Consider the following 21,872-nt stretch of genomic DNA (forward strand, 5'->3'; position numbering starts at 1 on the left):
AGGGAAAGATTGTAATGAATCATTTTAAATAAAATTAAAACTCCTACTTTAACTTATTCAAATAATCAATTGCCTCTTGCAGTGTTGCCACAGGAACTACCTTCATCTCTGCACCCAGTTCTTTCGCTGTCCGTTTAGCAATGGCTTCATTGTCATCGCCTTCGTATATATCTTTTGGAGCAAAGAAAATGGTTGCACCTTTCTCCATCGCAGCAGCAATTTTGTGCTCGATGCCTCCGATTTGTCCCACTTGTCCTGTTTGAGAAATGGTACCTGTTCCTGCTATTGCAAAGCCTTTTGTTAAATCATTTGGATTCAGTTGGTTTAAGATTTCCAACGAAAACATCAATCCGGCTGAAGGTCCTCCAATATTATTGGTTTTAAAACTAACTTTTGGGCTGGAGGTCAGAGATTGTAGACGATCCATTGGCAGAAAGCCTAATCCAATGCGTTTTTCTTTGTTGTTTCCTGTTGCCAATGAAATAAGAACGGCATTCTCTGAAATCTTTTTATTCCCTCGAAGTACACCTAGCTTGACATTATCCCCAGCATTTTTTGATCTAAAAAATTGCATGAGTTGGTTGGTAGTCATTGTTGGTGCACCATCTACCGATTGGATGATATCTCCGATTTTTAACTTATTTTTCGCACCAGACGTAACACCCATAACCTCTACGCCTTTATATGTAACGCGAATCGGTTTTTTTGATTGGTGAAAAGCCGAAATCACTGCACTATGTTGGGACTCCAACATATTTTCTACTTGTTGTTGCTCATATTGTTTATCATTTTCATCTTCTGCCAACACATCTTTTACTGGCACCAATTCTACTTTTTTATTTACTTTCGCTAAAAGATAGTCAAATATATTCGCTTTCTTCATGGCAACAGTGGTCAGAAAAAAATCTCCTGTTTTGGCAGTATATCCACCATCTACCGAAATAACATCTCCTGTATCAATTGCGTCCCCAGGTTGCATGGCATAATATGGAACACGGATGAGAAAACAAAATCCAACTATTAAAAGTAAAATAGATAACCATAAAAACCGGATCGCTGTTTTGTTATTAGACGATTCATTCATCTTTGTTCTCCCCTTGCCAATTCGCTAATTTATCTTGTAGTTCCGCCAAATTAGGACGAATTGCACGTTCTCCTCTGCGGATACATTCTTCCACGCGATGAAAAGCAGTGGGAGCAATATCCCCTACCTCTGGTAAAACGAGAAAGTCAGCAGTGAGTTCTTGTTGTGCTAAAATTTGGCGTTCCATGATCGTAATTGCTTGTGTAATCACATCAAAAATATTTTTGACTTGTACTTCATGGGATTTCGATAGTACATCTACAGCAATAATAAAATCAGCGCCCATATCTCTAACGACGGATATAGGCAAACGATCAGCCACACCACCATCGACTAATAATCTATCTTTATATGGTACAGGTTCAAAGACTCCTGGTACCGATATACTGGCTCGAACAGCATCTGCCACTGGACCTGTTTGAAATACAATTTTTTCTCCGTTTAATAGATCTGTTGTGACTACAGCCAGAGGGATTGGTAAATCTTCTAAATTTTTATGATGAGTCAATAGTCTAGTTAATGCCTGCATTTTATCTCCTGTGATAAAACCCAATCCTGGCAGAGTAACATCTACCCAATGTTTTCTTTTTAAATGAACAGCAAGATGTTTTACCATCTCTAAATCCAGACCATTGGAATAGAGTGCTCCTATAAAACTCCCCATGCTACTACCTGCAATATAGTCAACTGGTATATTGGCTTCCTGCAAAACTTTTAACACACCTAAATGTGCAAATCCTCTTGCTGCTCCAGCACTTAACGCGATACCAATTTTGGGTCGATCCACCAAATCACCACCAAATTTTATTACAAAGAGAATTCGCTGTATGTTTGCTCTTTCATCATTCATGAATAAATGAACGGAACAAATAAAAATAGTTACGTCTAGAAAAAGAACGTATCGTTCGTTTCTGTCTCACTATAACCGTAAAACAAAGATGGAACAACTCATATTATGTAGGACAACCGCGTACGATAGGATAACGTTACAAAGAGGTAAGGAGCGAACTACAGTATGGAATGGAAATCCCATCACCGTCTCCAAAGTAAAATGAAAACTTTGTTTTTAGGTATGTTTGCTCTATTGTTTGCGGTTACGCTTGTATTTTATCCCGAAATCGCATTTAAAGCCTCTTTACGAGGTTTAAAAATATGGTGGGATGTCGTTTTTCCAGCTATGCTTCCGTTTTTTATAACGGCTGAATTACTTATGGGATTTGGTGTAGTACATCTTTTAGGTGTTCTCTTTGAACCTTTTATGCGCCCTTTATTTCGTGTACCTGGATCTGGTGGATTTGTCATGGCAGTAGCTCTTATTTCCGGCAATCCGATGGGAGCGAAATTAACGACACGCCTCAGAGAGCAGAATCTCATTACAAAAGAAGAAGGAGAACGCCTCGTATCCTTCGCTTGTACTGCTGGCCCATTATTTATATTTGGAGCAATTGCCATAGGTTTTTTTGAAAATCCCTCTGTTGGCATGCTTCTTGCCGTTGTTCATTATGTAAGTTGTTTTATGGTTGCATTTCTCATGCGTTTTCATGCTAGAGATAAAGCCTTAACGCCTTCGCAAAACCAAGGTGGCAAAAGATTTTTACGAGCTTTTGGAGCCATGCATCGAGCAAGATTAGAAGACGGAAGACCAATCGGACAAATGCTAGGTGAAGCTGTCTCCTCTGCTGTTCAAACGCTGCTCATGATTGGTGGATTTATCATTATCTTTTCAGTCTTGATCCATGTATTTATGTATGTTGGAATAACTGCATTATTGGCATCCTTCATGTTACCTATTCTTCAGTTACTCCACCTTTCCGATATACTGTCTATCCCATTGGTTGCTGGTGTATTGGAAATGACTATTGGTTCCCAAATGATGAGTGAATACAACAGCAACGTGTCCTTACTCATACAACTTGCTTTTGTGAGTTTCTTCCTAGGGTGGAATGGCTTATCTATCCATGCACAAGTTGCAAGTGTGTTGAGTAAAAGCGACATCCGCTATCGCCCCTATTTTATAGGAAGAATCATGCATTCTTTCTTCGCATTTTTTCTTACTTTTGTTTTTTGGAACATCTTTAAACCCATTGCGTCATCATCTGCTACACCCTCTTTTTTACCTAGTTGGGCTACAGGAGTACCTTACAACACATGGGACTGGTGGGTTTTTATTCAGGCAGGTACAGTAATCATTCTCTCTATATGGCTTTTCTTTATCTTGAAAAAATTTATCCAACAACGCAACAAATCTATGGGGTAATAATAGCCGATTTTTCTTTTAACGCAGTTACTACATGAGGAGGAACCAAATCGGTGACATCCCCTCCGTATTTGGCGATTTCTTTTACACTTCCAGAACTGATAAAAGAATGCATATTATTGGTCATTAAAAAAATGGTCTCTACGTCTTTTGCTAACTTTCGATTAATCGATGCAACTTGCAGTTCATATTCAAAATCCGAAATTGCCCGTAATCCTCTAAGAATCACATGAATATCTTTATTTCGCAAGTAATCGACCAATAGCCCCTCAAAACTATCCACTTCAATAGGGACTTTATAGTTTGCCTGCTTGATGGATTCTTCGATCATTTGTTTACGTTCATCGACACTAAAAAGTGGTTGCTTTGCAGAATTAATCAATACTGCAACGATCACTTTATCAAAAATAGCAGCTCCTCTTTTTAAAATATCAAGATGTCCGTATGTGATTGGGTCAAAACTTCCTGGATAAACTGCTACTCTCACGCCCTAGTTGCTCCCTTCTGTTCCAACAATGTAATAGTAATATCTCCATAAGATAGTTCTCTAGTAACAGTATAGCTGCTATTTGGTAAATGAAGATTCAGATTGTGTGGATGCTCCACCACCAAGAGACCATTAGGGGATAAAAGTTCTTTCTCTTCCAATAAAACAAGTACAGGTTCTAGTAGTCCCTCATGATAAGGAGGATCTAAAAAAATAAGATCAAACTGCAATCCTTGTGTTCCAAAATATTTTAAGGCACTTCTAGCATCTCTTCTTAAATACTGCGCCTCATCTGCTAGCCCACAGTGCACCGCATTTTCCTTTGCTATTCGCAAACTAGCCTGTGATTGGTCCACAAAAAAAACGTGATCCATTCCTCTACTTACTGCTTCTAATCCAAGTGATCCAGTTCCAGCAAAGAGATCCAGTACTTTTCCGCCATCAAAAAAGGGACCGATTACAGAAAAGAGTGACTCCTTCACTCGATCTGCAGTAGGTCTAACATGATTGCCAGGTACCATTTTTAACCGTATACCTTTTGCATTTCCAGCTATAATTCGCATCGTTTAGCACCTTCAACTTTGTTTTTCTGATAAAACATATCAAATTGTTGAATAAACAAGCAAGTATTGGCAACAATAAATAAAGACAGTACCTGATAAGGTCTGTCTAACCGCGGAGAAGACTTACGTTTCCCCATAAGCTCTTCCTCCGGTTTCTCCTCTCCCATTTCGTATTTTCCCGTAAGGTGAAAATACCATGGACTCGCGACCGTTTCGCGGGTCATTTTTTTTACATATTTTTAGCATTTTTCTTTACTTCATCAGGTACCTGAAATAGTTTAGCTGGTCCATAAATTTAAATGTAACATAAATCAACAACAAGAAAACACCATCAACAAATAGATAAAAAGACGAACTAAAATAAATTCGTCTTTTTTAAACAGATAACCGCTTATTTCTGCTTTTTTCGTATAGATAATAGATCACAAAATAGGAAATAAACCCAAGAACCAAACCAAAAATCGATTGACCGATCAAAATATGCAATCCGCCTCGAAAAATATCTCCAAATACACTAAAATTACCATTTACAAGTTGGTGATAGATATCTCGGAAGTGAACCACATGGTCTTGGTAAGGGGTAGGGTATAGAAGTTCTCCCATTTTTTTGGAGAACGGAAGCAAAAGAACAGGTAAAAACGTTAACTTCCCAATGATATTTCCAATTACAGATGCCGGAAAAGATCCACCACATAATCGGACAATCGGATAAAACAAAATATAAATAAGCGATGCTGTAGGAAGCACAATCATTTCTAGACCAAAACCCAAAGCAAACCCTAAAGATACCTTTTTTACTCCTTCAGGTGATCGTAATAATCGGAGATAGTGGTATCGAATGGCTCTTGGTATTTGTTGAAACCAATTGGTCTTTTTCTTCTTTTTTTTATCTCTCATCAAGGAACAATCCTTTATATGAAAACCTATTGTTATAATAATCATTTCTTAATCTAATACATAACCACACTCACATAAGAATATCATGTTTTGCAAGAAAGTTCACTTGTTATCATATGACCCCCACTTATTTAAAATCATACAAATAACAACCAACCATCATTATAATCATATGAGAACGACTTTTGTATGCGCTTCAAAATATAAAAAATAGCGCTATTCTTCCTCTGATAAGGAAATAGCACCAAATTTGATTGTGTATCCTGCATAAAATAACACAGTGTCTCTAGTTTTTATATTTCTTTTTCCTATTATTCGCTTCATCAGATACTTTTTTCTCCAATAGCTCTCTTGTATCCTTTAATTGCTTATTCTTTTTTGTATTTGTGTCTGTAATCTTACCTGATATCATCTGATAACGCTTGGAAATGAGATCACTAGCCTCTATATATGCTTTCCCTTCTACTATCTTTTTACTGTTCAAATATAGAATCGAGCTGATTTCACGCGCATGTTCTCGGAGAATTTTTTGCAATCCAGTAGAGTAAGGTTTATCCACTACTGTTTATTTTTTACTCCACTGGTCAAGTAAATAAACTTGATTACTTGTATCCCAAGTACTCCACTTTAACCAGAGTTCTGTATTTGCTGTTTGTAGTTCCCGTTTTAGATCATCTGCACTTTTTGCTTCGATGTACTTGCCTCCACCAGCATCGGATATCGCTTTCAAAGCCTCTTTTTCTTTGCCTTCTATATTGAGTCCAATAATAAAGAGTAGATTGGTTCAACACGATTCATCGTTTCGATTTCTTTTTGATAGCCTTCTGCAAAATAAGAAATAAGACGTTGATATACTTCTTTCCCATCTAGATCTTTTGGAAATTTAGAAAAAACCCCTTGCTCAAACTGTTCTTTCTGATATTTCCCTTCCCTTAGGTCCTTCCTTTAGCATATCTTCCAAACTTGTTTTGATTTGACCAGTTTCGTTTTTAGTTGGAGAATCTTTCGGATTTTGGTTGAAAGCTTGATTGGTGTAACCCATTATAACGAACCAAGTTAAGAAAAAGAGTACCACGAATCTTTTCTTTATCTCCATATTTAATCACCATTTACTTCGTTTGTTACTCTGTATAAAGAGATTAGTTTAACTCGTCCTAAAACACAATGGAGTAGATTCTTATTTAATCATACATTCTAATAATGTTTTAAACTGGGATAGCATGAACAATGAAACTAATAATAAAAGTGAATAAGTTTTTAAAAATATTTATTTCACTGCTCAAAAACAAGAAGGAAAGGCCCTTTTGTATGGATTATTCTGTAAAATAATAATATAATCAATTTAGGAATTAGCTTTCCAATAGGTGGTTGGCTACCCACACACAGAAAGGCATATCATCATGAATGCTACCCTCATTCCGGGCGCGAACACGCAGCTTCCTTACGGTCAGCTGACGGTTCTGGTACAGCACGGTTCCAACGTGCTGACTGACCTGGCTGCTCTGCTCCTCACCAATGAGGGTAAGGTCCGTTCGGATGGCGACTTCGTCTACTTCAATAACGTCACCGGAGAAGGTGTCCAGTGGAGTAAGCCTTTTACCGAAGGCGGCTACCAGATCCACCAGATCACAATTGACCCTTCTCGCTGGAACTCCGACATCGCGAAGCTGATGATCGCACTGACCATCGACGATGATTGCCCGGGGAAGAAGTTCAGCGATGTTCAGAATCTCCAGGCGGAGATTCGAGACGCCAACGGCAACGTGGTGACAACGCTCGACCTCGGGCGTCCGACCACCGAGACTGGTTTCCTCGTCGCGGAGATCTACCTGCACAACGGTTCCTTCAAGATCCGGTGCGTGGGGCAGGGATACGATACCGGTCTCCGTGGTATCATGGCGGATCACGGCCTCGAGGAAGAGAAGGACGGTGCCCAGGACACACAGCCTGTCGTCCAGGATGCACCGCCTGTCGTCCAGGATGCACCGCCTGTCGTCCAGAACGACGAGACGCCGAAGCTGGGTTCCCGTCGTACCTATGACCTGATCAAACCGATCAACGGCTCGACGATCGACATGCAGAAGTACGAGATCGCCAAGTCACTGGTCGATAACGAGATCGACGGCATCAAGGCAAGGGTTATCCTTGTGATCGACTCCAGCGGCTCGATGGAATACCACAATCCCCCTTTGTTCAGTGGTGGTGTCGTACAGCGATCGCTCGAACGAGTTGTCCCCATCGCAGACATGCTGGATGACGACCACAAGATGGAAGTCTGGTTCTTCGGTTCGCGTGAAATCCGTTCTGAAACAGTCAAACTGGAGACCATGGCGAATTACATCCACAGGAACAAGAAGGACAAGAAGAAGGCCGGGTGGGATAACAATGAACCCAAAGTGATTCGGGACATCGTGAAGTGGGTCAAGAAAAATCCCTCCGAGTACCCGACGCTGGTTCTCTTCTGGTCGGATGGCGGTGTCGACAAGGACGCCGAGATCGAGCGACTCATCCGTGAGTCGGCTGATCTGCCCATCTTCTGGATGTTCCTGGGACTGGGCCGGGCCAACTACGGCATTCTCCGTAGGCTGGATGGTCTCTCGGGTCGATACGTCAACGGAGTCGACGTCGACAACACTGGCTTCAAAGAGATCGATGACATCGAGCGCAAGGAGGACTCCTGGCTCTACGACATCATCATCTCGAACATGGCCAAGTGGGTCCGAGCGATGATCGCGGCTCGCAAGCTCGACGGCGCTGGTCGTGTCGTGAGGTAGCTCAACCATTGGTGCCACCGATTCCTCTGAAATGAGGAGTTGGTGGCGCTACTGCTTGTACATATTACTGAATATTATGAATAAATTTGCGGATTCATATTTATATAAAATCATTTTATTTTAATAGATATATGAGATACTAATAGAAAAACTACAGCATAGATTGACAGCAAATCCACAGGAGGAAAGTACCTTGCTTTTCATCGATAACAAAAACATTACTGATCCAAGAATAAACTTAGCAATTGAAGAATACGTGCTCAAACATCTTAAAATTGATGAAGAGAGTTATCTTCTCTTTTACATCAATGAACCATCGGTCATCATCGGCAAACACCAAAATACAGTAGAAGAAATTCATGTCGACTATATTCGGCAACATGGGATTCATGTAGTGAGACGCCTTTCTGGGGGTGGAGCTGTGTATCATGATCTTGGCAATTTGAACTTTAGTTTTTTAACGAAAGATGATGGCAAAAGTTTTGCTAACTTCCGCAAGTTTACAGAGCCAGTGATCCAAGCACTACATAAGTTAGGTGTTCAAGCCGAATTAAGTGGACGAAACGACATATTGGTAGATGGAAAAAAAGTATCCGGTAACGCCCAATTTTCTCAGCTAGGACGCATGTTTAGCCATGGTACCCTGATGCTGGATGTCGATTTGGACATTGTTGGAAAAGCACTTCATGTGAAACAAGAAAAGATCCAATCCAAAGGTATCAAGTCGGTACGCAGCCGTGTTGCCAATATTTCCGAATATCTAGATAACCCCATTACGATGACCGAGTTTCGCAGTGCACTATTACAATATATTTTCGAGGGGCAAAATCCCATTCCCGAATATGTTCTTACAGATGAAGATTGGGCAAAAATTCATCAAATATCAAAAGAGAGATATCAAAATTGGGATTGGAATTTTGGCGAATCTCCTGTATTCAATGTCCAACATACCAAGCGCTTTCCTGTTGGTTCGATTGATATCCGATTAGATGTCGGCGAACTTGGAATCATTAAAAACTGCAAAATATATGGGGACTTTTTTGGTATTGGGGATGTCCAAGACATCGAGCAACGTTTGGAAGGCATTCGATACGATCGAGATCAACTGGAAGACGCCTTAAAAGATGTCGATGTGAAACACTACTTTGGCAATATCAGCAAAGAAGAATTCCTTGATTTGATTTATTAAGCAAAAAGAAGCAGGGTTAGAGTCTCTGCTTCTTTTTGTTCCTTATACCTGTCTGCGTAAAAACATGGCTTCAAAGGAGGAAATGACTCCTTCTGCAATCAATAGATCAATGAGTCTAGCTGACAACTCTCGATATTGTGGGGTAGTTTGGATATATTCCAACTCCTGGGGGGTAAAAAATTGATACGGAAGGGCCGTAGCAAATCGTAACAGTCCAGCAGTTCCTTCTGTTTTACGAATATATTTGGCTTCTTTTACCACGTTCTTTATTTTTTTAGATGATACCGCCTGTCTTCCCACCAATTGGTTAATGGAATCAGCGATTTCTTGGTATTCCCGTTCTCTACTCAACCTGTTCACCTCCACGATGCAATCTTTGTCTAGTTTATTCCAATTCGCACCGAAATGGATAAGAAAAATGACCATATCTTACAAACACAAAATAAAGATTGAACATTTTGCAAAAAAACATTTACAATAAGGAAAAGAAAGGAGTGAATAAGATGCGCTTCTCCTACCATATTGTAATTGCTTTCGTCCTTACTTTCTTTACTATTATGCTACCAACAACAAGTCATGCAGCCACTTTTGACTTTAACAAAATCAAAGAATCGCTTCAAGCAAAAAAAGAAACCCTCATCCAATCCTATCAATGGAACAACGAGTTACCGCTTGAAAGAATTCAAAAAGAAGCTGCGCTTAAACAAGTGAACATCCAAGATGAACAAATGGAATCCCTATTTGTAACAGGAAATGCAATTGGAGAGCCTGGTGATATTTTGGTCACACTAGATGGCACAAGTGCTGGATTTGAATGGGCTGGTGGACATACAGGAGTGGTATCCGATGTACCTGGATACGTAGTTGAGTCTTTTGGTAACAAATCCATTGAAAAAAACGGCGTACGCCATTGGGTGAATGACTGGAAAACCAGATACAAAAAAGTAAAAGCATTGTGGGTTGAAGGGGCAACACTCAACGATTATGCTTATGCAGCTTCTTACAATCGGGAACAAATCGGCAAAGCTTACAATTATAATTTTTTCAATATTAAAACTACCACTCGTTTTTACTGTTCCCAATTGGTGTGGCGAGCATGGTACAATCGCGGATGGGATTTAAACTATGGGGGATCTGCTGTTTGGCCCGTTGATTTAATCAAAAGTCCTCACACCATTGCCTACTATTCCCAAGGATAACTCAAATAGGTCATTTTCTGCTTAGTCCAATCAGAAAATGACCTATTTGTACAAAAGGAGAGCCCTATGGCCAAACATCGCCTATTCATCATTCTCATCTCTGTTTGTTTTCTTTTGACAAGTTGTAATGTCTTATCGTCGTCTTCTCCTCCTCTTTTTGGCGTGATCTATACCAATGCTAGTGCCCCCGATAGCTCCTTTGTGTTATTTGACTCCAAAGGAGAAATTACCTTTCAAGAAGATCTGCCTGCTATGGGAATTTTCCAATTAGCAAAAGATAACAAAGGAAACATACTCCTACCTGTACAGTATGAAGATAAAGTATATTCTTTTTCTCTAGCCAGTAAACAACACACAGAAACAAAAAGCCTGCCCTTCCCGATATACTTGAACCAGGTCGATCATTTTCGTATCACTACCTATAATAGCGGTCTACATAGTGGAACAGTACAATGGAACGAACAGAAAAAAATAATGTCTACGATTGTCAAAGGATTTCCTCGGATTGCTACCTTTGATCAAACCTACCTCTATGTCTTCGCAACGATTATTGACCAAAAAAAAGCCCTTCTTTATCTCATCAAGCGTAATACTGGCAAAATCGAAGCGGAAATTCCACTTCAAACGGATCAAGCCAACGATATACAGATCATCGATGAGCATGTCATCATCACTTCGACGACCAATCAAAAACAAATAGCCTTATTTGATCGCAAAACCAAGCACGTACAATATTTGACTCTCCCACATGCACGGCCAGAATATGTAATTCCCTTTTCCAATACCATCCTCATCACTTACCAAGGAAGTAGCATCATTACCCAAATGGATCGTAAATCCAAAACCATTATTGGTCAAATCCAATTGCCGCAACCTGTGTTTAAAGTAAAACAAAAGGACAATCGCTTGTATGTATTATCACAAATACCGGCAAATGGACAAGGTTTGATTGGCGTTTATGATATAGAAAATTGGAAATTGCAAAAAAAATACCTTTTACCTTCCATTCGGGATACCACAGTACAAGATTTGATTATCTTTTAAACCTGTCATCATAACCGCAATGAGTAATAAGTGAATACAAAAAAGAAGCTTATCCTATTTTACCGATAAGCTTCTTTTTTGTATTCTTTATAATTTTGATACATAAGGAGAAATATCTACCCCTAATGCATCAGCTAATCTTTCTCCATATTGTTTGTTTGCTCGATAAAAATTACAAATGACCAATAACTTGGTTCGTTCCTCTACACCGGACAAATCATTTGCAAGGTTACGTATCAAATGATTTTGTTCTTTTTCCGTAAATTCTTGAAATAATGCTCCAGCTTGAAGGAAGTTGAGTGTTTTCGGAATAACCTTCCTTCCTGCAACACCGGTTAATGGTGCTTCACTTTCAATTTCAGAAGGAGTCTCTTTTGGTGTATCATCATATCGGTTAGGCTCATAGTTAATGGTAGAAATGTTCGTACGTGCTTGCATATTGCCATCTACTTGATAGTTATTTACTTTCGTCATGTATGGGCAATTGACTGGTAATTGCAAATAATTCGGCCCAATCCGATGACGTTGGGTATCTGGGTAGGAAAACAGTCTTCCCTGTAACAGTTTATCCGCGGATGGTTCAATCCCAGGAACCAGTGCACTAGGAGAAAAAGCAGACTGTTCTACTTCTGCAAAAAAGTTTTGAGGATTGCGATTTAATGTCATCCGTCCTACCAGTTGAAGTGGAAATGCTTCTTCAGACCATACTTTTGTAGGATCGAGCGGATCAAACTCAAATTTATCCATAAAAGCATCTTCATCATCTATCGGAAATACTTGAACATATAAATCCCATTCTGGGAAGTCACCTTTTTCGATATGATCAAAAAGGTCTCTTGTTGCATGATTAAAATCTTGACCTTGTACTTCTTGTACTTCATCAGCCGACAGATTTCTCACTTCTTGTAAAGGCTTCCAGTGGTATTTCACATAAAAACGTTTATTTTCATTGTTTACCCATTGGAAAGTGTGTACGCCAAATCCATTCATCTGACGATAATTAGCAGGTGTTCCATAATCGGAAAATACCCAAGTTAACATATGAGTAGATTCTGGTGTTAGAGACATGAAATCCCAATATCGATTTGGATCTTGTATGTTGGTATCTGGAGCAGGTTTCAACGAGTGAACCATATCCGGAAATTTCATTGCATCGCGAATGAAAAATACAGGTAAATGGTTACCTACTAAATCATAATTCCCATCTTCTGTATAAAATTTCGTTGCAAAACCACGCGGGTCACGTGCTGTTTCTGGGGAACCAGCTGGATGAATAACGGTGGAAAAGCGGACGAATACCGGAGTTTCTTTTCCTATTTCTTGTAAGAACGAAGCTTTTGTATAGGTCTGCATACTATTGAAGACCTTAAAAACACCATGAGCTCCTGCACCTCGTGCATGGACAACACGCTCCGGTACTCTTTCTCGGTCAAAATGGGCTAGTTTCTCTAGCAAATGATAATCTTCTAACAGAGTAGGACCTCTTTGTCCTGCTGTTCGTGAACTTTGGTTATCCCCTACAGGAGAGCCTTGATTAGTTGTTAAGCGTTTACTCATAAAAAGTTATGCTCCTATCTGTAATTGATTATCTTTACTACTTAATAATAATTATAAAATGATATTTATTTCAACCCTTTTCTTTCATTTCTTTCGAGAAATTTGTTCCAACATTTGATTGTGGATATTTTCCAATTGTCCCGGGTAAAGTAACGTTATTACATTTATTGGAGGAATGGTTCATGCAAATTCCACAAAGTGGGCAAAGTGGTTTACAACAAAACATACAAAACGGACCTGTTACATACAATCACGGTGGTCATGAACTGAATGATGTTCATGAGATTCTTTCTGGCATGATAGGTGTTTTAGAGCACTACACATTGTATCGCCCCAACATCAAAGATCAAGAACTGATGCAAATCCTCAACAATCAGTATCAATTTTTAACAGATGAGTACAATATGATCGTACAAGCATTCTCAACAGGTCAAGATCCAGCTCATGGTACGAGAAGATATCAAATGACTAATCAAAATAATGAATCAATCGTTTATGGTCTAAGACAAACACCTCCCAAACAACCAAAACAAGCAGGCGCAGCGATTAATGATGGCTGCTATGCTGGCTTTATGCTAGGTCATGTCAAGGGAATCGCTTCTCTAAAAGGAATGGCAGCTTCTGAAGTTACCAATCCAGTTGTTCGACGGGTAATAGCAGACAGTATCCCAAATAATATTGAGATGAGTTATGAGTTATTCCTATGGGCAAACAAAAATGGTTACTATCAAGTGGCTCAATACGATGAACAAACAACAAATGCAATGGTTCATGCCTATGTACCAGCTACTCCAGTAACCCATTAACACAAAAAACACCAACCTATCCTTGACGATAAGTTGGTGTTTTTGTTCAAAATGAAATACCAAATAATCCGGCAAAAGTTTGATATATCTTTGGACCTACTTGATGAAAGAGCGGAGAAATTACCCAATCACCAACAGGGGTAATCCACAAAACGACAAAAAGAATAAATCCATAATGTTCGTATTGCTGCATCTTCTCTTGCACACTTGGACTAACGAGATTCTCTACCATTCGATATCCATCTAGAGGAGGTAAAGGTAATAAGTTAAACAGAAACAAAACAATATTTAACCAGACAATCATTCCAATCAATTCAAAAATAATATCTTCGATAATTGGATTACCCGCCAACAGACCAAGTACAAGAATGATCTTTAGTATACCAACAAAAACAAATGCTAAAATGATATTACTCACTGGACCAGCTAAGGAAACAAATATTCCTGCTGTTCTCGGATGGCGAAAATAAGAGCGATTCACTAGCACAGGTTTTGCCCATCCAAAACCGACTAAAAAAATAAACAGGGTACCCACAGGATCTAAATGCTTAAGCGGATTCAACGTTAACCTGCCATCGTTTTTGGCAGTCGGATCACCAAAAATGTAAGCTACATAGGCATGTGCTAATTCATGTACGGTAAATGCCAATAACAATGCCACTACTACATAAGGAATTTCTGCTAATGGGTATGCAAGAAAAGAAGAAAAATCCAATTAACTCTCTCCTTCTTCAATTTTCCAATCTTATTTGGGCACCATTTCCTTTACGCTTTTATTTTGGGTTTGTGTGGCAAAAATATAAAATACGAAAGTAAACTGGACCATTATCGCAATGATCGAAAAGGCAAGTAAACTTCCGCCCTTCTCAAAAAACATGCCTCCCAAAAAATTACCAAAGAAAAAGCCCAGATAAGAAATATTGGTTAAACCTAAATACGTGGATTGTAAAGGTCCACCAAGATCTGCAATTTTTTGGCGCCAAAGAGGAACAAAAGCAATCTCTCCTATTGTATAAAATAAAATGGCCACATAATAGAGTGGAGTGGAGTGAAATACAAAACAGATCAGGGAGAGACTAAGAAATAAACACATCGTAAAAACAACAGTGAATGGTCTCCATTTCGAAACCAAATTCATAATAGGAACAGCGAGTAAGACGACGAGAATAGAGTTCTCTAGATTTAAAAAAGCATACGTATGCATTTGATTTTGGTCGTTTAATGCAATGGGAATGGTTGCGTCCAACTGAATATATCCTGTCATATAACAAATACCAGAAAACAAAAAAAGCAATAACACTCGGTCTTTGGATATGATTTGAATCACTTCTTTAATGGAAGGCTTTTCTTCATTTTCTTGTATTCGCTGCTTTTCTTTCTCCAGTTTTGCTAAAGGGACAAACCGATCGATTATCAAAAGGACTAAAAATACAAATCCGATATAGGTAAACCAGTCTTGTGTAACATACACACCCGTATACGCACCAACTGCTGTCCCGATAATCGCACCCCAATTTAAAATGATGTATTGAAACCCATTTATTTTGCTTTGTTTTTCTTTTGATACAGATGCAAACATCCTCGATAAAATGACAACTTCTACTGTACTACGGCAAAATCCATTAACTAGAGACAGCCCCATAAGAATCCAAAAAGATTGTGTTAATCCATATCCAAAAAAAGACAATGACCATAAAATAAGGATAACAGCATATACTTTTTTTGCTCCTAATTTGTCTACCAAATACCCAACCATTGGTCCGCCAAATGCACCTAGAATCCATCCAATTCCTAATAACCATCCAACTTCTGTTTCTTCAAATCCTATCTTCCCAAGGTAAATAATTGATAATGGAAGCATCAAAAAAGTGATAAAACGAGTAAGAAAATTTACACCTGCTAGGTACCACACTCCTGTTGGGTAATCAGGAAACCATTTTTTACGTTTCATTCTGCTTTCTCCCAAACACAGGTATCACGAAACCACTGGTTGGCTTCATAAAGACGATGTTTCAATTGTTTTTCTGACTCTGCTTCTACGATCATATAAGCAATGTGATGGGAACTATGAACAACACCATGAAATACAGTACCAAGTTGGCAACTCAAGTGATATCGAACGATCCAAGGAAAAGGCGCTTCCGTTGGTGCATATAGTAATTTTCCTTCCTTTGGAATAGGAACAACATGTCCCACTAGCTTCTTTTCTTTCACTTCAGGCAAAGAAGGTAATGCTCCGCATGTAAATTGTGTGAATGCTTTAGTGATATGTAAATCATAAGCAACTTCTATCATTTCAATAATTCTTGCACCACCTGGGCGACTCGCTATTTCACAAAATACAAGACGATCATCCGCAGTATGAAAAAATTCAGCGTGGAAGATCATGCTATCTGGTGAACCAAGATCTTGTATGACTTTTTTTGTTTCTTGCACTAATCGCTTGCTCAACTCATTGTCCGAAGGTAATAAATGGCTTCCAGAAATGTCGTTTTGATCCAAGTAGATCAGTGAATTCTCTAAGTATTTAGAGGCCCTTATCAACACCAATTCATTGTTTTGAATATAGCCATCAACATGATACATCTCGCCTGCTATATATGTTTCGATCATGAGATTATTCGATGGTTGAGCATCGGAAAAATGAAACATGATCATCTTTTTTAAAAAAGATTCCAAATCGGATTCATTTTTTACTACCAATGTACCCATTGATCCACCGCCATCAGCAGGTTTGATAATCACTGGATAACCATGTTGCTCAATAAAATCCACTGCCTCCAACGGATAATTCATTTCCTGAAAATAAGGGAGTTCAATATTATTATTTTTCTGCAAAATGGATTTCATATGTATTTTATTTCGATAGCGAAGGGCATTCTCAAAAGACTGGCCCGAAATATCCAAGCTTTCACGAATCTTTGCTGCACGTAAAATATCAAATTCGTGTAATGCCAATACAGAATCATATTGGTATTTTTCGTATAACTGTTTCGCTCTTCGTTCCACTATACCGGACTCATAATTATCAAAGATCTCGAAATATAAAAATGGCTTGGATGTATACTCTTTGCCTACAGATGAACTGGTAAGAAAAATAACTTCTTCCGATACCTCTTCCAACCATTCTTTGTAAGGAAAAAACTCGTACGAATTTTGATTTAAAATAAGAATGCTCATCTGCTTCCCTGTCCTTTTCTGCTTAAAATATTTTGTATTTTGCTGCATTTTTTGTTATTTGAAATCAAGGAAAAGATATTAATAGTGCATGTTTCTATATATTAGAAATAAAATATTTCCTTGTCAATTACAAATATAAGAAGATTATCCCAACCATAATAATTTTGCAATTCAAATATAATCAATCTGATTGTTCGCTGCTTTTAGCAAAATAAAAAAACGACAGCTATTAAGCTGCCGTTTCTCCATAGGAACTTCAATCTAAAATCGATTCCACACGATGCATCGGAGATAATAATGCTTCATATTCCAAAGGTGTGATGGTTTCCTTTGTCTGAATAATTTCTTTCGCGTCTTCACGAGCGATCTCTAAGATATGTTGATCACGAGTGAGATCCGCCAATCGAAACTCAGGAAGTCCACTTTGTTTTACACCTAAAAAATCTCCAGGGCCTCTCATTTGCAAATCTCGTTCGGAGATAACAAATCCATCTGTTGTCTCTGTCATGATCTCCATACGTTCTTTTCCAGTTTCTGATTTCGGGTTGGCAACCAATACACAAGTAGATGCACCTCCACCGCGTCCAACTCTACCTCTTAACTGATGCAATTGAGCTAATCCAAAACGATCTGCGTCATAGATCACCATAACCGTTGCATTGGGAACATTTACACCAACCTCGATCACGGTTGTCGAAATCAGCACCTGTACCTCATTTTGTTCATACAAACTCATAATTTCTTCTTTTTCTATGGAACTCATTCTTCCATGTAACAAGCCTACACGAATAGGAGATAAAGCCATGGTAACTTGTTCAAAAAGCTCAACTGCGTTTGCTAAATCTAACTTTTCCGATTCCTCAATAAGTGGGCAAATAATATACGCTTGCCTTCCTGCTTGACATTCTTTGCTCACAAAACCGAGAATTCTCTCCCATGATTCTTTTTTCACCCAGTAAGTAGTAATTGGCTCTCGTCCAGCAGGCATTTCATCAATAATGGAGACATCCATTTCACCGTATACGGATATAGCCAAAGTACGAGGAATCGGAGTAGCAGTCATCATCAGTACATCAGGGGCTTCTCCTTTTTCACGCAGGGATGCACGCTGTTTTACACCAAAACGATGTTGTTCGTCCGTGATTACCAATCCTAAATTTCGATAGATCACTTTTTCTTGTATCAAAGCATGAGTACCTACCACTACATCCGCTAACCCCATCTGGATCTGCCCTAACACTTCTCTTCGATTGGCTGCGGTCATATTTCCTGTTAAAGTGACTACTTGTAAACCCAATGCACCTAATAAAGACTGCAAGGAAGTAGCGTGTTGGTCTGCTAAAATTTCCGTTGGAACCATCAACGCACCTTGATAACCGGAAAGATAATTGGCATACAATGCAAGCGCTGCTACTACTGTCTTACCAGAACCTACATCCCCTTGCAGCAAACGATTCATTTGATAAGGTGCTTCCAAATCGCTGCAAATCTCATCTACCACTCTTTGCTGTGCACCAGTTAGGGGAAAAGCTAAACTTTTGATCATATTTTGTAAAGCCATTTTGGGTATTTTCCTTGTGATCCCTTTTGTTTCTCGACGGTCTTGTAGTCTTGACCACAGAAGGCGAAATTCGTAAAGAAACAACTCTTCATAAACAATCGTCCTTCGTGCTTGATGCCCGTCTTGCATATTTTTAGGAAAATGCAGCAAATACATTGCTTTTGCTCGTGAAATCAAACGATATTTTGTTCGTAATGTGGCAGGTAAAACTTCCTCTATTTGATTTCCATACTCTTTAAAACCTTCCATGATCAGTTTTCTTAGCCACGCCACACGTATCTTACTTGTTACCGAATAGATAGGTTCTAATTGATCATGATGGGCTTCTTGCTCTTTTTGGCTGAGAAATGTGCGATCACCAGTAATCTGTAGTTTTTCACGATCCCATTTCCCTGTGACCATGATAGTTGATCCATAGATGAGCTTAGCTTTTAAAAAATGTTGATTAAACCAAACTACGGTGATTGGTATACCATCCACTTCTAATTTAATCGACAACCGAGACTGCTTTTTGCCATACCAACGCATACTGGGAGTTCCAGCTATCGTCCCTTTAAAAGTAACTCGCTGTTCATGTGGTGCATCAACAGGAGGAACAATTTGATAATCATCATAGCGAAAAGGATAATACGTGAGTAGATCATGGATACTTTTAATTCCTAACTCGGCTAAATGAGTTGCCCTCTCAGGTCCCACTCCAGGCAGTACCGTCACTGGGATTTGAGTAAGTTTTGTCATTTATGATTCCTTTGTATTATGAAAAATTTGCCTTTCTAACGCTCGTCCAGTAGGAGTAGCTGCTAATCCACCAAGTGCTGTTTCACGCAGAGAAACTGGCATTTCTTGGCCGATCTTATACATTGCACTAATGACTTCATCTGTAGGAATAATACTCTTTACACCCGCCAAAGCTAAATCAGCGGCAACCATTGCAATAGCTGCACCCATCGCATTTCTTTTTACACATGGTGCTTCAACTAATCCCGCAATCGGATCACACACAAGCCCAAGCATATTTTTCAATGCAATGGCAACTGCTTCAGCTGCTTGTGATGGTGTGCCTCCTGCCATTTCGACTACAGCCGCTGCCGCCATCGCTGTTGCACTCCCGACTTCTGCTTGGCATCCACCTGTAGCTCCTGAAATGCAAGCATTATTAGCAATGCAGTACCCTATTGCCCCAGAAACAAAAAGCCCTGCGATCATCGCATCCCGATCAAGCTGAAACTTTTTGGCTGTTGTATGAATGGTACCAGGCAAGATACCACATGCACCAGCAGTTGGAGTTGCCACAATAATCCCCATTGCAGCATTTACTTCAGAAACAGCCGTAGCACTTGCCACGGCTTCCAAAACAGTCTCACCAGAAAGTAGAATAGGTGCTGTTTCTTTGTACTTTTGAATACGCTTTGCATCGCCACCCGACAGACCACTAGATGAACGCTCCTCTTGTGACAAACCTTTTTCGATGGCTTGTCCCATCACATCCAAATTTCTCCCCATCTCTTGCCAAATTTCCTCACGAGATCGATTCATGACTTCCATTTCTTGTCTTACCATCACTTCGGAAATTTTTAGACCTTCCATTTCTGCTATTTCCACTAATTCTGCAACGCTTCGAAAATTCATAGGTCTGTCTACTCCTCTCAAAAAGAAAACTTGGGATAGATGAGCGATTTTGTAGTTGTATCGATCAAGTAGAAACCACCGACATATGCGGTGGTTAATTATTGAGTAACGTTACAGCATACATACCGGATTTTTGGCGGATTTCTTGCAATAGCTCTTCTGAAAGAGATTGATCTGTCTCAATCGACATCAAAGCTTCTAATCCTTTTTCCTTCCGAGCTACTTGCATGTATCCGATATTGATCTGATGTTTTGCTAAGATCGTCGCAACATCGGCAACTGCGCCAAACTGGTCTTTATGGAGAACCAAAAGGGTTGGAGCATTTCCTGACAGTTTTAACTCGAATCCATTTAGTTCTACGATTTCTACTTTGCCACCACCAATAGAAATACCAACCACTTCTAACTTTCCACGCTCATCAGAGAGATGAATACGAGCTGTATTTGGATGTTCTGTCCTCTCTTCCGATTCGACAAATCGAACGTGTATTCCTGCTTCAGCCGCCATTTTTAATGATTGGGGCATACGCTCATCATAGGTGTCAAAATCTAACAAACCTCCGACGAGTGCAATATCAGTACCATGTCCTCGATATGTTTTAGCAAACGAACCATACAATGTAATCATAATCTGTTTGGGAATACGACCAAATATGGTTCTGGCTGTTCTACCTATTCTGGCAGCACCAGCTGTATGTGAACTAGAAGGACCAATCATGACGGGACCAATAATATCAAATACCGTTCGATATTTCATAGGATCATTCTTCCTTTAACGGGACTAGGATAAATGCTAACGTAGCAGGGCCGGTATGCGTACCAACAACAGGACCGATAGAAGTAATGACTTTATCATGCAAGTCATACTCTTCTTGGCTCTCCAGCACTTCCATCCACCTTGCTGCCTCATCTGATGCATCGGAATGAATGACAGTAGCAGATAGGGAGCCAGCAGGAATTTTTTCATTGGTAAGCTCCAAGATTCGCCCAAATGCTTTATTTTTCCCTCTTACTTTTTCTACTGCGTAAATTTCCCCATCTTTGCTGATCGAAAGAATTGGTTTTATATTCAAGAGTGATCCTACCACAGCAGCGGCTTTTCCAATACGGCCCCCTCTCTTCATATATTCCAATGTATCCACTAAGAAATAAATTTGTTGATTTTCAATATAATACTCCGCAATTTCAAGACATTCTCCCATACTCTTTCCTGCTAATGCTGCTCTCGCTACAGCAACTACTACTACCCCGATACCGTAAGAAGCGGATTTGGAATCGATCACGGTAAGTTTTACATCCGACTCCTCTTCTAACATCCCTTTTGCTAAAACAGCAGACTGGTATGTTCCGCTCAGTGCAGAAGAAAGATGAATGGAGATAATCTCTTCTGCGCCTTCTTCCAAGGCCTTCTTATAAGCATCGCAAAAATCCATAGGAGAAGGTTGAGATGTAGTAGGAAGTTTCTCTGCTACCTCTAATCGTTTATAAAACTCTTCAGGAGTGAGTGTCACTCCATCTAGATAAGATTGATTATCCAAATGTACTTTCAGAGGAATCACTTTGATATTCAATTCTTGTTGAAGTTCTTTTGGAATATCGGCAGTACTATCTGTAAACACATGAATACGAGCCAAATTACGTTCCC

At 39.4% G+C, this 21,872-nt stretch carries 24 protein-coding genes; 6 read left to right on the forward strand and 18 right to left on the reverse strand.

All coding sequences use genetic code 11. From position 1 onward, the window contains the following. Positions 1-43: 43 nt before the first annotated feature. Both A3GQ_RS0118460 and A3GQ_RS0118465 read right to left on the reverse strand, forming a co-directional pair. Positions 44-1,084 carry a SepM family pheromone-processing serine protease gene (locus tag A3GQ_RS0118460; protein WP_037465494.1) on the reverse strand — a complete coding sequence of 347 codons (1,041 nt, stop codon included), beginning with the start codon at positions 1,082-1,084 and terminating at the stop codon, positions 44-46. Beyond that, positions 1,077-1,871 carry a patatin-like phospholipase family protein gene (locus A3GQ_RS0118465; RefSeq protein ID WP_245596818.1) on the reverse strand — a complete coding sequence of 265 codons (795 nt, stop codon included), beginning with the start codon at positions 1,869-1,871 and terminating at the stop codon, positions 1,077-1,079. Before A3GQ_RS0118465 ends, A3GQ_RS0118460 begins: the two co-directional genes overlap by 8 nt. Positions 1,872-2,099: 228 nt before the next feature. Here A3GQ_RS0118465 and ylbJ point away from each other — a divergent pair, with 228 nt between their 5' ends. Beyond that, positions 2,100-3,341: a sporulation integral membrane protein YlbJ gene (gene ylbJ / locus A3GQ_RS0118470; RefSeq protein WP_028778331.1), complete on the forward strand. Its 1,242-nt coding sequence runs from the start codon at positions 2,100-2,102 to the stop codon at positions 3,339-3,341. Here the strand turns inward: ylbJ and coaD are convergent. From coaD to A3GQ_RS0118505, 7 genes are all read right to left on the reverse strand, one after another. After that, positions 3,331-3,828: a pantetheine-phosphate adenylyltransferase gene (coaD, locus tag A3GQ_RS0118475; protein WP_028778332.1), complete on the reverse strand. Its 498-nt coding sequence runs from the start codon at positions 3,826-3,828 to the stop codon at positions 3,331-3,333. The two genes, ylbJ and coaD, sit on opposite strands and share 11 nt — an antisense overlap. After that, positions 3,825-4,391 carry a 16S rRNA (guanine(966)-N(2))-methyltransferase RsmD gene (gene rsmD, locus A3GQ_RS0118480; protein ID WP_028778333.1) on the reverse strand — a complete coding sequence of 189 codons (567 nt, stop codon included), beginning with the start codon at positions 4,389-4,391 and terminating at the stop codon, positions 3,825-3,827. The genes coaD and rsmD overlap by 4 nt, the downstream gene beginning before the upstream one ends. Next, on the reverse strand, positions 4,379-4,528 hold the full coding sequence (locus A3GQ_RS27775) for a hypothetical protein (RefSeq protein ID WP_169818310.1): 150 nt from the start codon (positions 4,526-4,528) through the stop codon (positions 4,379-4,381). The genes rsmD and A3GQ_RS27775 overlap by 13 nt, the downstream gene beginning before the upstream one ends. 238 nt (positions 4,529-4,766) lie before the next feature. Further along, positions 4,767-5,288: a DUF2062 domain-containing protein gene (locus tag A3GQ_RS24925; protein WP_037465506.1), complete on the reverse strand. Its 522-nt coding sequence runs from the start codon at positions 5,286-5,288 to the stop codon at positions 4,767-4,769. Positions 5,289-5,574: 286 nt separating this feature from the next. Beyond that, the gene (locus A3GQ_RS0118495; RefSeq protein WP_028778334.1) at positions 5,575-5,847 is read right to left on the reverse strand and encodes a hypothetical protein; all 273 of its coding nucleotides are present in this window, start codon (positions 5,845-5,847) and stop codon (positions 5,575-5,577) included. 6 nt (positions 5,848-5,853) lie between these two features. Then, complete coding sequence (locus tag A3GQ_RS27330) at positions 5,854-6,018, reverse strand: hypothetical protein (protein WP_156877809.1); 165 nt, start codon at positions 6,016-6,018, stop codon at positions 5,854-5,856. A 171-nt stretch (positions 6,019-6,189) separates the two neighbouring features. Next, complete coding sequence (locus A3GQ_RS0118505) at positions 6,190-6,384, reverse strand: hypothetical protein (RefSeq protein WP_028778335.1); 195 nt, start codon at positions 6,382-6,384, stop codon at positions 6,190-6,192. 304 nt (positions 6,385-6,688) lie between these two features. Between A3GQ_RS0118505 and A3GQ_RS0118510 the strand changes: the two genes are divergently transcribed. Together A3GQ_RS0118510 and lplA are read left to right on the forward strand one after the other, a co-directional pair. Continuing rightward, entirely contained in the window at positions 6,689-8,062 is a 1,374-nt protein-coding gene (locus tag A3GQ_RS0118510) for a VWA domain-containing protein (protein WP_028778336.1), read from the forward strand. 193 nt (positions 8,063-8,255) lie between these two features. Continuing rightward, positions 8,256-9,251: a lipoate--protein ligase gene (gene lplA, locus A3GQ_RS0118515; protein ID WP_028778337.1), complete on the forward strand. Its 996-nt coding sequence runs from the start codon at positions 8,256-8,258 to the stop codon at positions 9,249-9,251. 42 nt (positions 9,252-9,293) lie between these two features. Here the strand turns inward: lplA and A3GQ_RS0118520 are convergent, their stop codons facing one another. After that, on the reverse strand, positions 9,294-9,602 hold the full coding sequence (locus A3GQ_RS0118520) for a hypothetical protein (protein ID WP_028778338.1): 309 nt from the start codon (positions 9,600-9,602) through the stop codon (positions 9,294-9,296). Positions 9,603-9,754: 152 nt separating this feature from the next. On the opposite strand from A3GQ_RS0118520, the gene A3GQ_RS25840 reads away from it, so the two are divergent. Next, a complete protein-coding gene (locus A3GQ_RS25840) occupies positions 9,755-10,450 on the forward strand; it encodes a YiiX/YebB-like N1pC/P60 family cysteine hydrolase (RefSeq protein WP_051272054.1) in 696 nt (231 codons plus the stop codon). A 66-nt stretch (positions 10,451-10,516) separates the two neighbouring features. Further along, positions 10,517-11,494: a hypothetical protein gene (locus A3GQ_RS0118530; RefSeq protein WP_028778339.1), complete on the forward strand. Its 978-nt coding sequence runs from the start codon at positions 10,517-10,519 to the stop codon at positions 11,492-11,494. An 87-nt stretch (positions 11,495-11,581) separates the two neighbouring features. Here A3GQ_RS0118530 and A3GQ_RS0118535 read toward each other — a convergent pair whose 3' ends face one another. Further along, positions 11,582-13,051 carry a catalase gene (locus A3GQ_RS0118535; protein WP_028778340.1) on the reverse strand — a complete coding sequence of 490 codons (1,470 nt, stop codon included), beginning with the start codon at positions 13,049-13,051 and terminating at the stop codon, positions 11,582-11,584. Between the two features lie 182 nt (positions 13,052-13,233). On the opposite strand from A3GQ_RS0118535, the gene A3GQ_RS0118540 reads away from it, so the two are divergent. After that, the gene (locus A3GQ_RS0118540; protein WP_028778341.1) at positions 13,234-13,857 is read left to right on the forward strand and encodes a spore coat protein; all 624 of its coding nucleotides are present in this window, start codon (positions 13,234-13,236) and stop codon (positions 13,855-13,857) included. A gap of 46 nt (positions 13,858-13,903) precedes the next feature. Here the strand turns inward: A3GQ_RS0118540 and A3GQ_RS0118545 are convergent, their stop codons facing one another. From A3GQ_RS0118545 to A3GQ_RS0118575, 7 genes are all read right to left on the reverse strand, one after another. Continuing rightward, positions 13,904-14,572: a site-2 protease family protein gene (locus A3GQ_RS0118545; RefSeq protein WP_028778342.1), complete on the reverse strand. Its 669-nt coding sequence runs from the start codon at positions 14,570-14,572 to the stop codon at positions 13,904-13,906. Between the two features lie 30 nt (positions 14,573-14,602). Next, positions 14,603-15,808, reverse strand: a complete 1,206-nt coding sequence (locus A3GQ_RS0118550; RefSeq protein ID WP_028778343.1) for an MFS transporter — start codon at positions 15,806-15,808, stop codon at positions 14,603-14,605. Beyond that, positions 15,805-17,037 (reverse strand): ATP-grasp domain-containing protein, encoded by a 1,233-nt coding sequence (locus tag A3GQ_RS0118555; RefSeq protein ID WP_028778344.1) that lies wholly within the window; start codon positions 17,035-17,037, stop codon positions 15,805-15,807. The genes A3GQ_RS0118550 and A3GQ_RS0118555 overlap by 4 nt, the downstream gene beginning before the upstream one ends. A 256-nt stretch (positions 17,038-17,293) precedes the next feature. After that, positions 17,294-19,336: an ATP-dependent DNA helicase RecG gene (recG, locus tag A3GQ_RS0118560; protein ID WP_028778345.1), complete on the reverse strand. Its 2,043-nt coding sequence runs from the start codon at positions 19,334-19,336 to the stop codon at positions 17,294-17,296. Further along, complete coding sequence (gene sdaAA / locus A3GQ_RS0118565) at positions 19,337-20,227, reverse strand: L-serine ammonia-lyase, iron-sulfur-dependent, subunit alpha (protein WP_028778346.1); 891 nt, start codon at positions 20,225-20,227, stop codon at positions 19,337-19,339. A gap of 94 nt (positions 20,228-20,321) precedes the next feature. After that, positions 20,322-20,984 carry an L-serine ammonia-lyase, iron-sulfur-dependent subunit beta gene (sdaAB, locus tag A3GQ_RS0118570; RefSeq protein WP_028778347.1) on the reverse strand — a complete coding sequence of 221 codons (663 nt, stop codon included), beginning with the start codon at positions 20,982-20,984 and terminating at the stop codon, positions 20,322-20,324. Positions 20,985-20,988: 4 nt separating this feature from the next. After that, positions 20,989-21,861, reverse strand: a complete 873-nt coding sequence (locus A3GQ_RS0118575) for a DegV family protein (protein ID WP_028778348.1) — start codon at positions 21,859-21,861, stop codon at positions 20,989-20,991. Positions 21,862-21,872: the final 11 nt, after the last annotated feature.

Source organism: Shimazuella kribbensis DSM 45090, assembly GCF_000428065.1.
Taxonomy (GTDB): Bacteria; Bacillota; Bacilli; order Thermoactinomycetales; family Thermoactinomycetaceae; genus Shimazuella; species Shimazuella kribbensis.

Coding starts and splice junctions, on each gene's coding strand:
- A3GQ_RS0118460 (WP_037465494.1), bottom strand. CDS start 1,084: ATGAATGAATCGTCTAATAACAAAACAGCGATCCGGTTTTTATGGTTA.
- ylbJ (WP_028778331.1), top strand. CDS start 2,100: ATGGAATGGAAATCCCATCACCGTCTCCAAAGTAAAATGAAAACTTTG.
- rsmD (WP_028778333.1), bottom strand. CDS start 4,391: ATGCGAATTATAGCTGGAAATGCAAAAGGTATACGGTTAAAAATGGTA.
- A3GQ_RS27775 (WP_169818310.1), bottom strand. CDS start 4,528: ATGGGGAAACGTAAGTCTTCTCCGCGGTTAGACAGACCTTATCAGGTA.
- A3GQ_RS24925 (WP_037465506.1), bottom strand. CDS start 5,288: ATGAGAGATAAAAAAAAGAAGAAAAAGACCAATTGGTTTCAACAAATA.
- A3GQ_RS0118505 (WP_028778335.1), bottom strand. CDS start 6,384: ATGGAGATAAAGAAAAGATTCGTGGTACTCTTTTTCTTAACTTGGTTC.
- A3GQ_RS0118510 (WP_028778336.1), top strand. CDS start 6,689: ATGAATGCTACCCTCATTCCGGGCGCGAACACGCAGCTTCCTTACGGT.
- A3GQ_RS25840 (WP_051272054.1), top strand. CDS start 9,755: ATGCGCTTCTCCTACCATATTGTAATTGCTTTCGTCCTTACTTTCTTT.
- A3GQ_RS0118530 (WP_028778339.1), top strand. CDS start 10,517: ATGGCCAAACATCGCCTATTCATCATTCTCATCTCTGTTTGTTTTCTT.
- A3GQ_RS0118535 (WP_028778340.1), bottom strand. CDS start 13,051: ATGAGTAAACGCTTAACAACTAATCAAGGCTCTCCTGTAGGGGATAAC.
- A3GQ_RS0118540 (WP_028778341.1), top strand. CDS start 13,234: ATGCAAATTCCACAAAGTGGGCAAAGTGGTTTACAACAAAACATACAA.
- A3GQ_RS0118550 (WP_028778343.1), bottom strand. CDS start 15,808: ATGAAACGTAAAAAATGGTTTCCTGATTACCCAACAGGAGTGTGGTAC.
- A3GQ_RS0118555 (WP_028778344.1), bottom strand. CDS start 17,037: ATGAGCATTCTTATTTTAAATCAAAATTCGTACGAGTTTTTTCCTTAC.
- recG (WP_028778345.1), bottom strand. CDS start 19,336: ATGACAAAACTTACTCAAATCCCAGTGACGGTACTGCCTGGAGTGGGA.
- sdaAA (WP_028778346.1), bottom strand. CDS start 20,227: ATGAATTTTCGAAGCGTTGCAGAATTAGTGGAAATAGCAGAAATGGAA.
- sdaAB (WP_028778347.1), bottom strand. CDS start 20,984: ATGAAATATCGAACGGTATTTGATATTATTGGTCCCGTCATGATTGGT.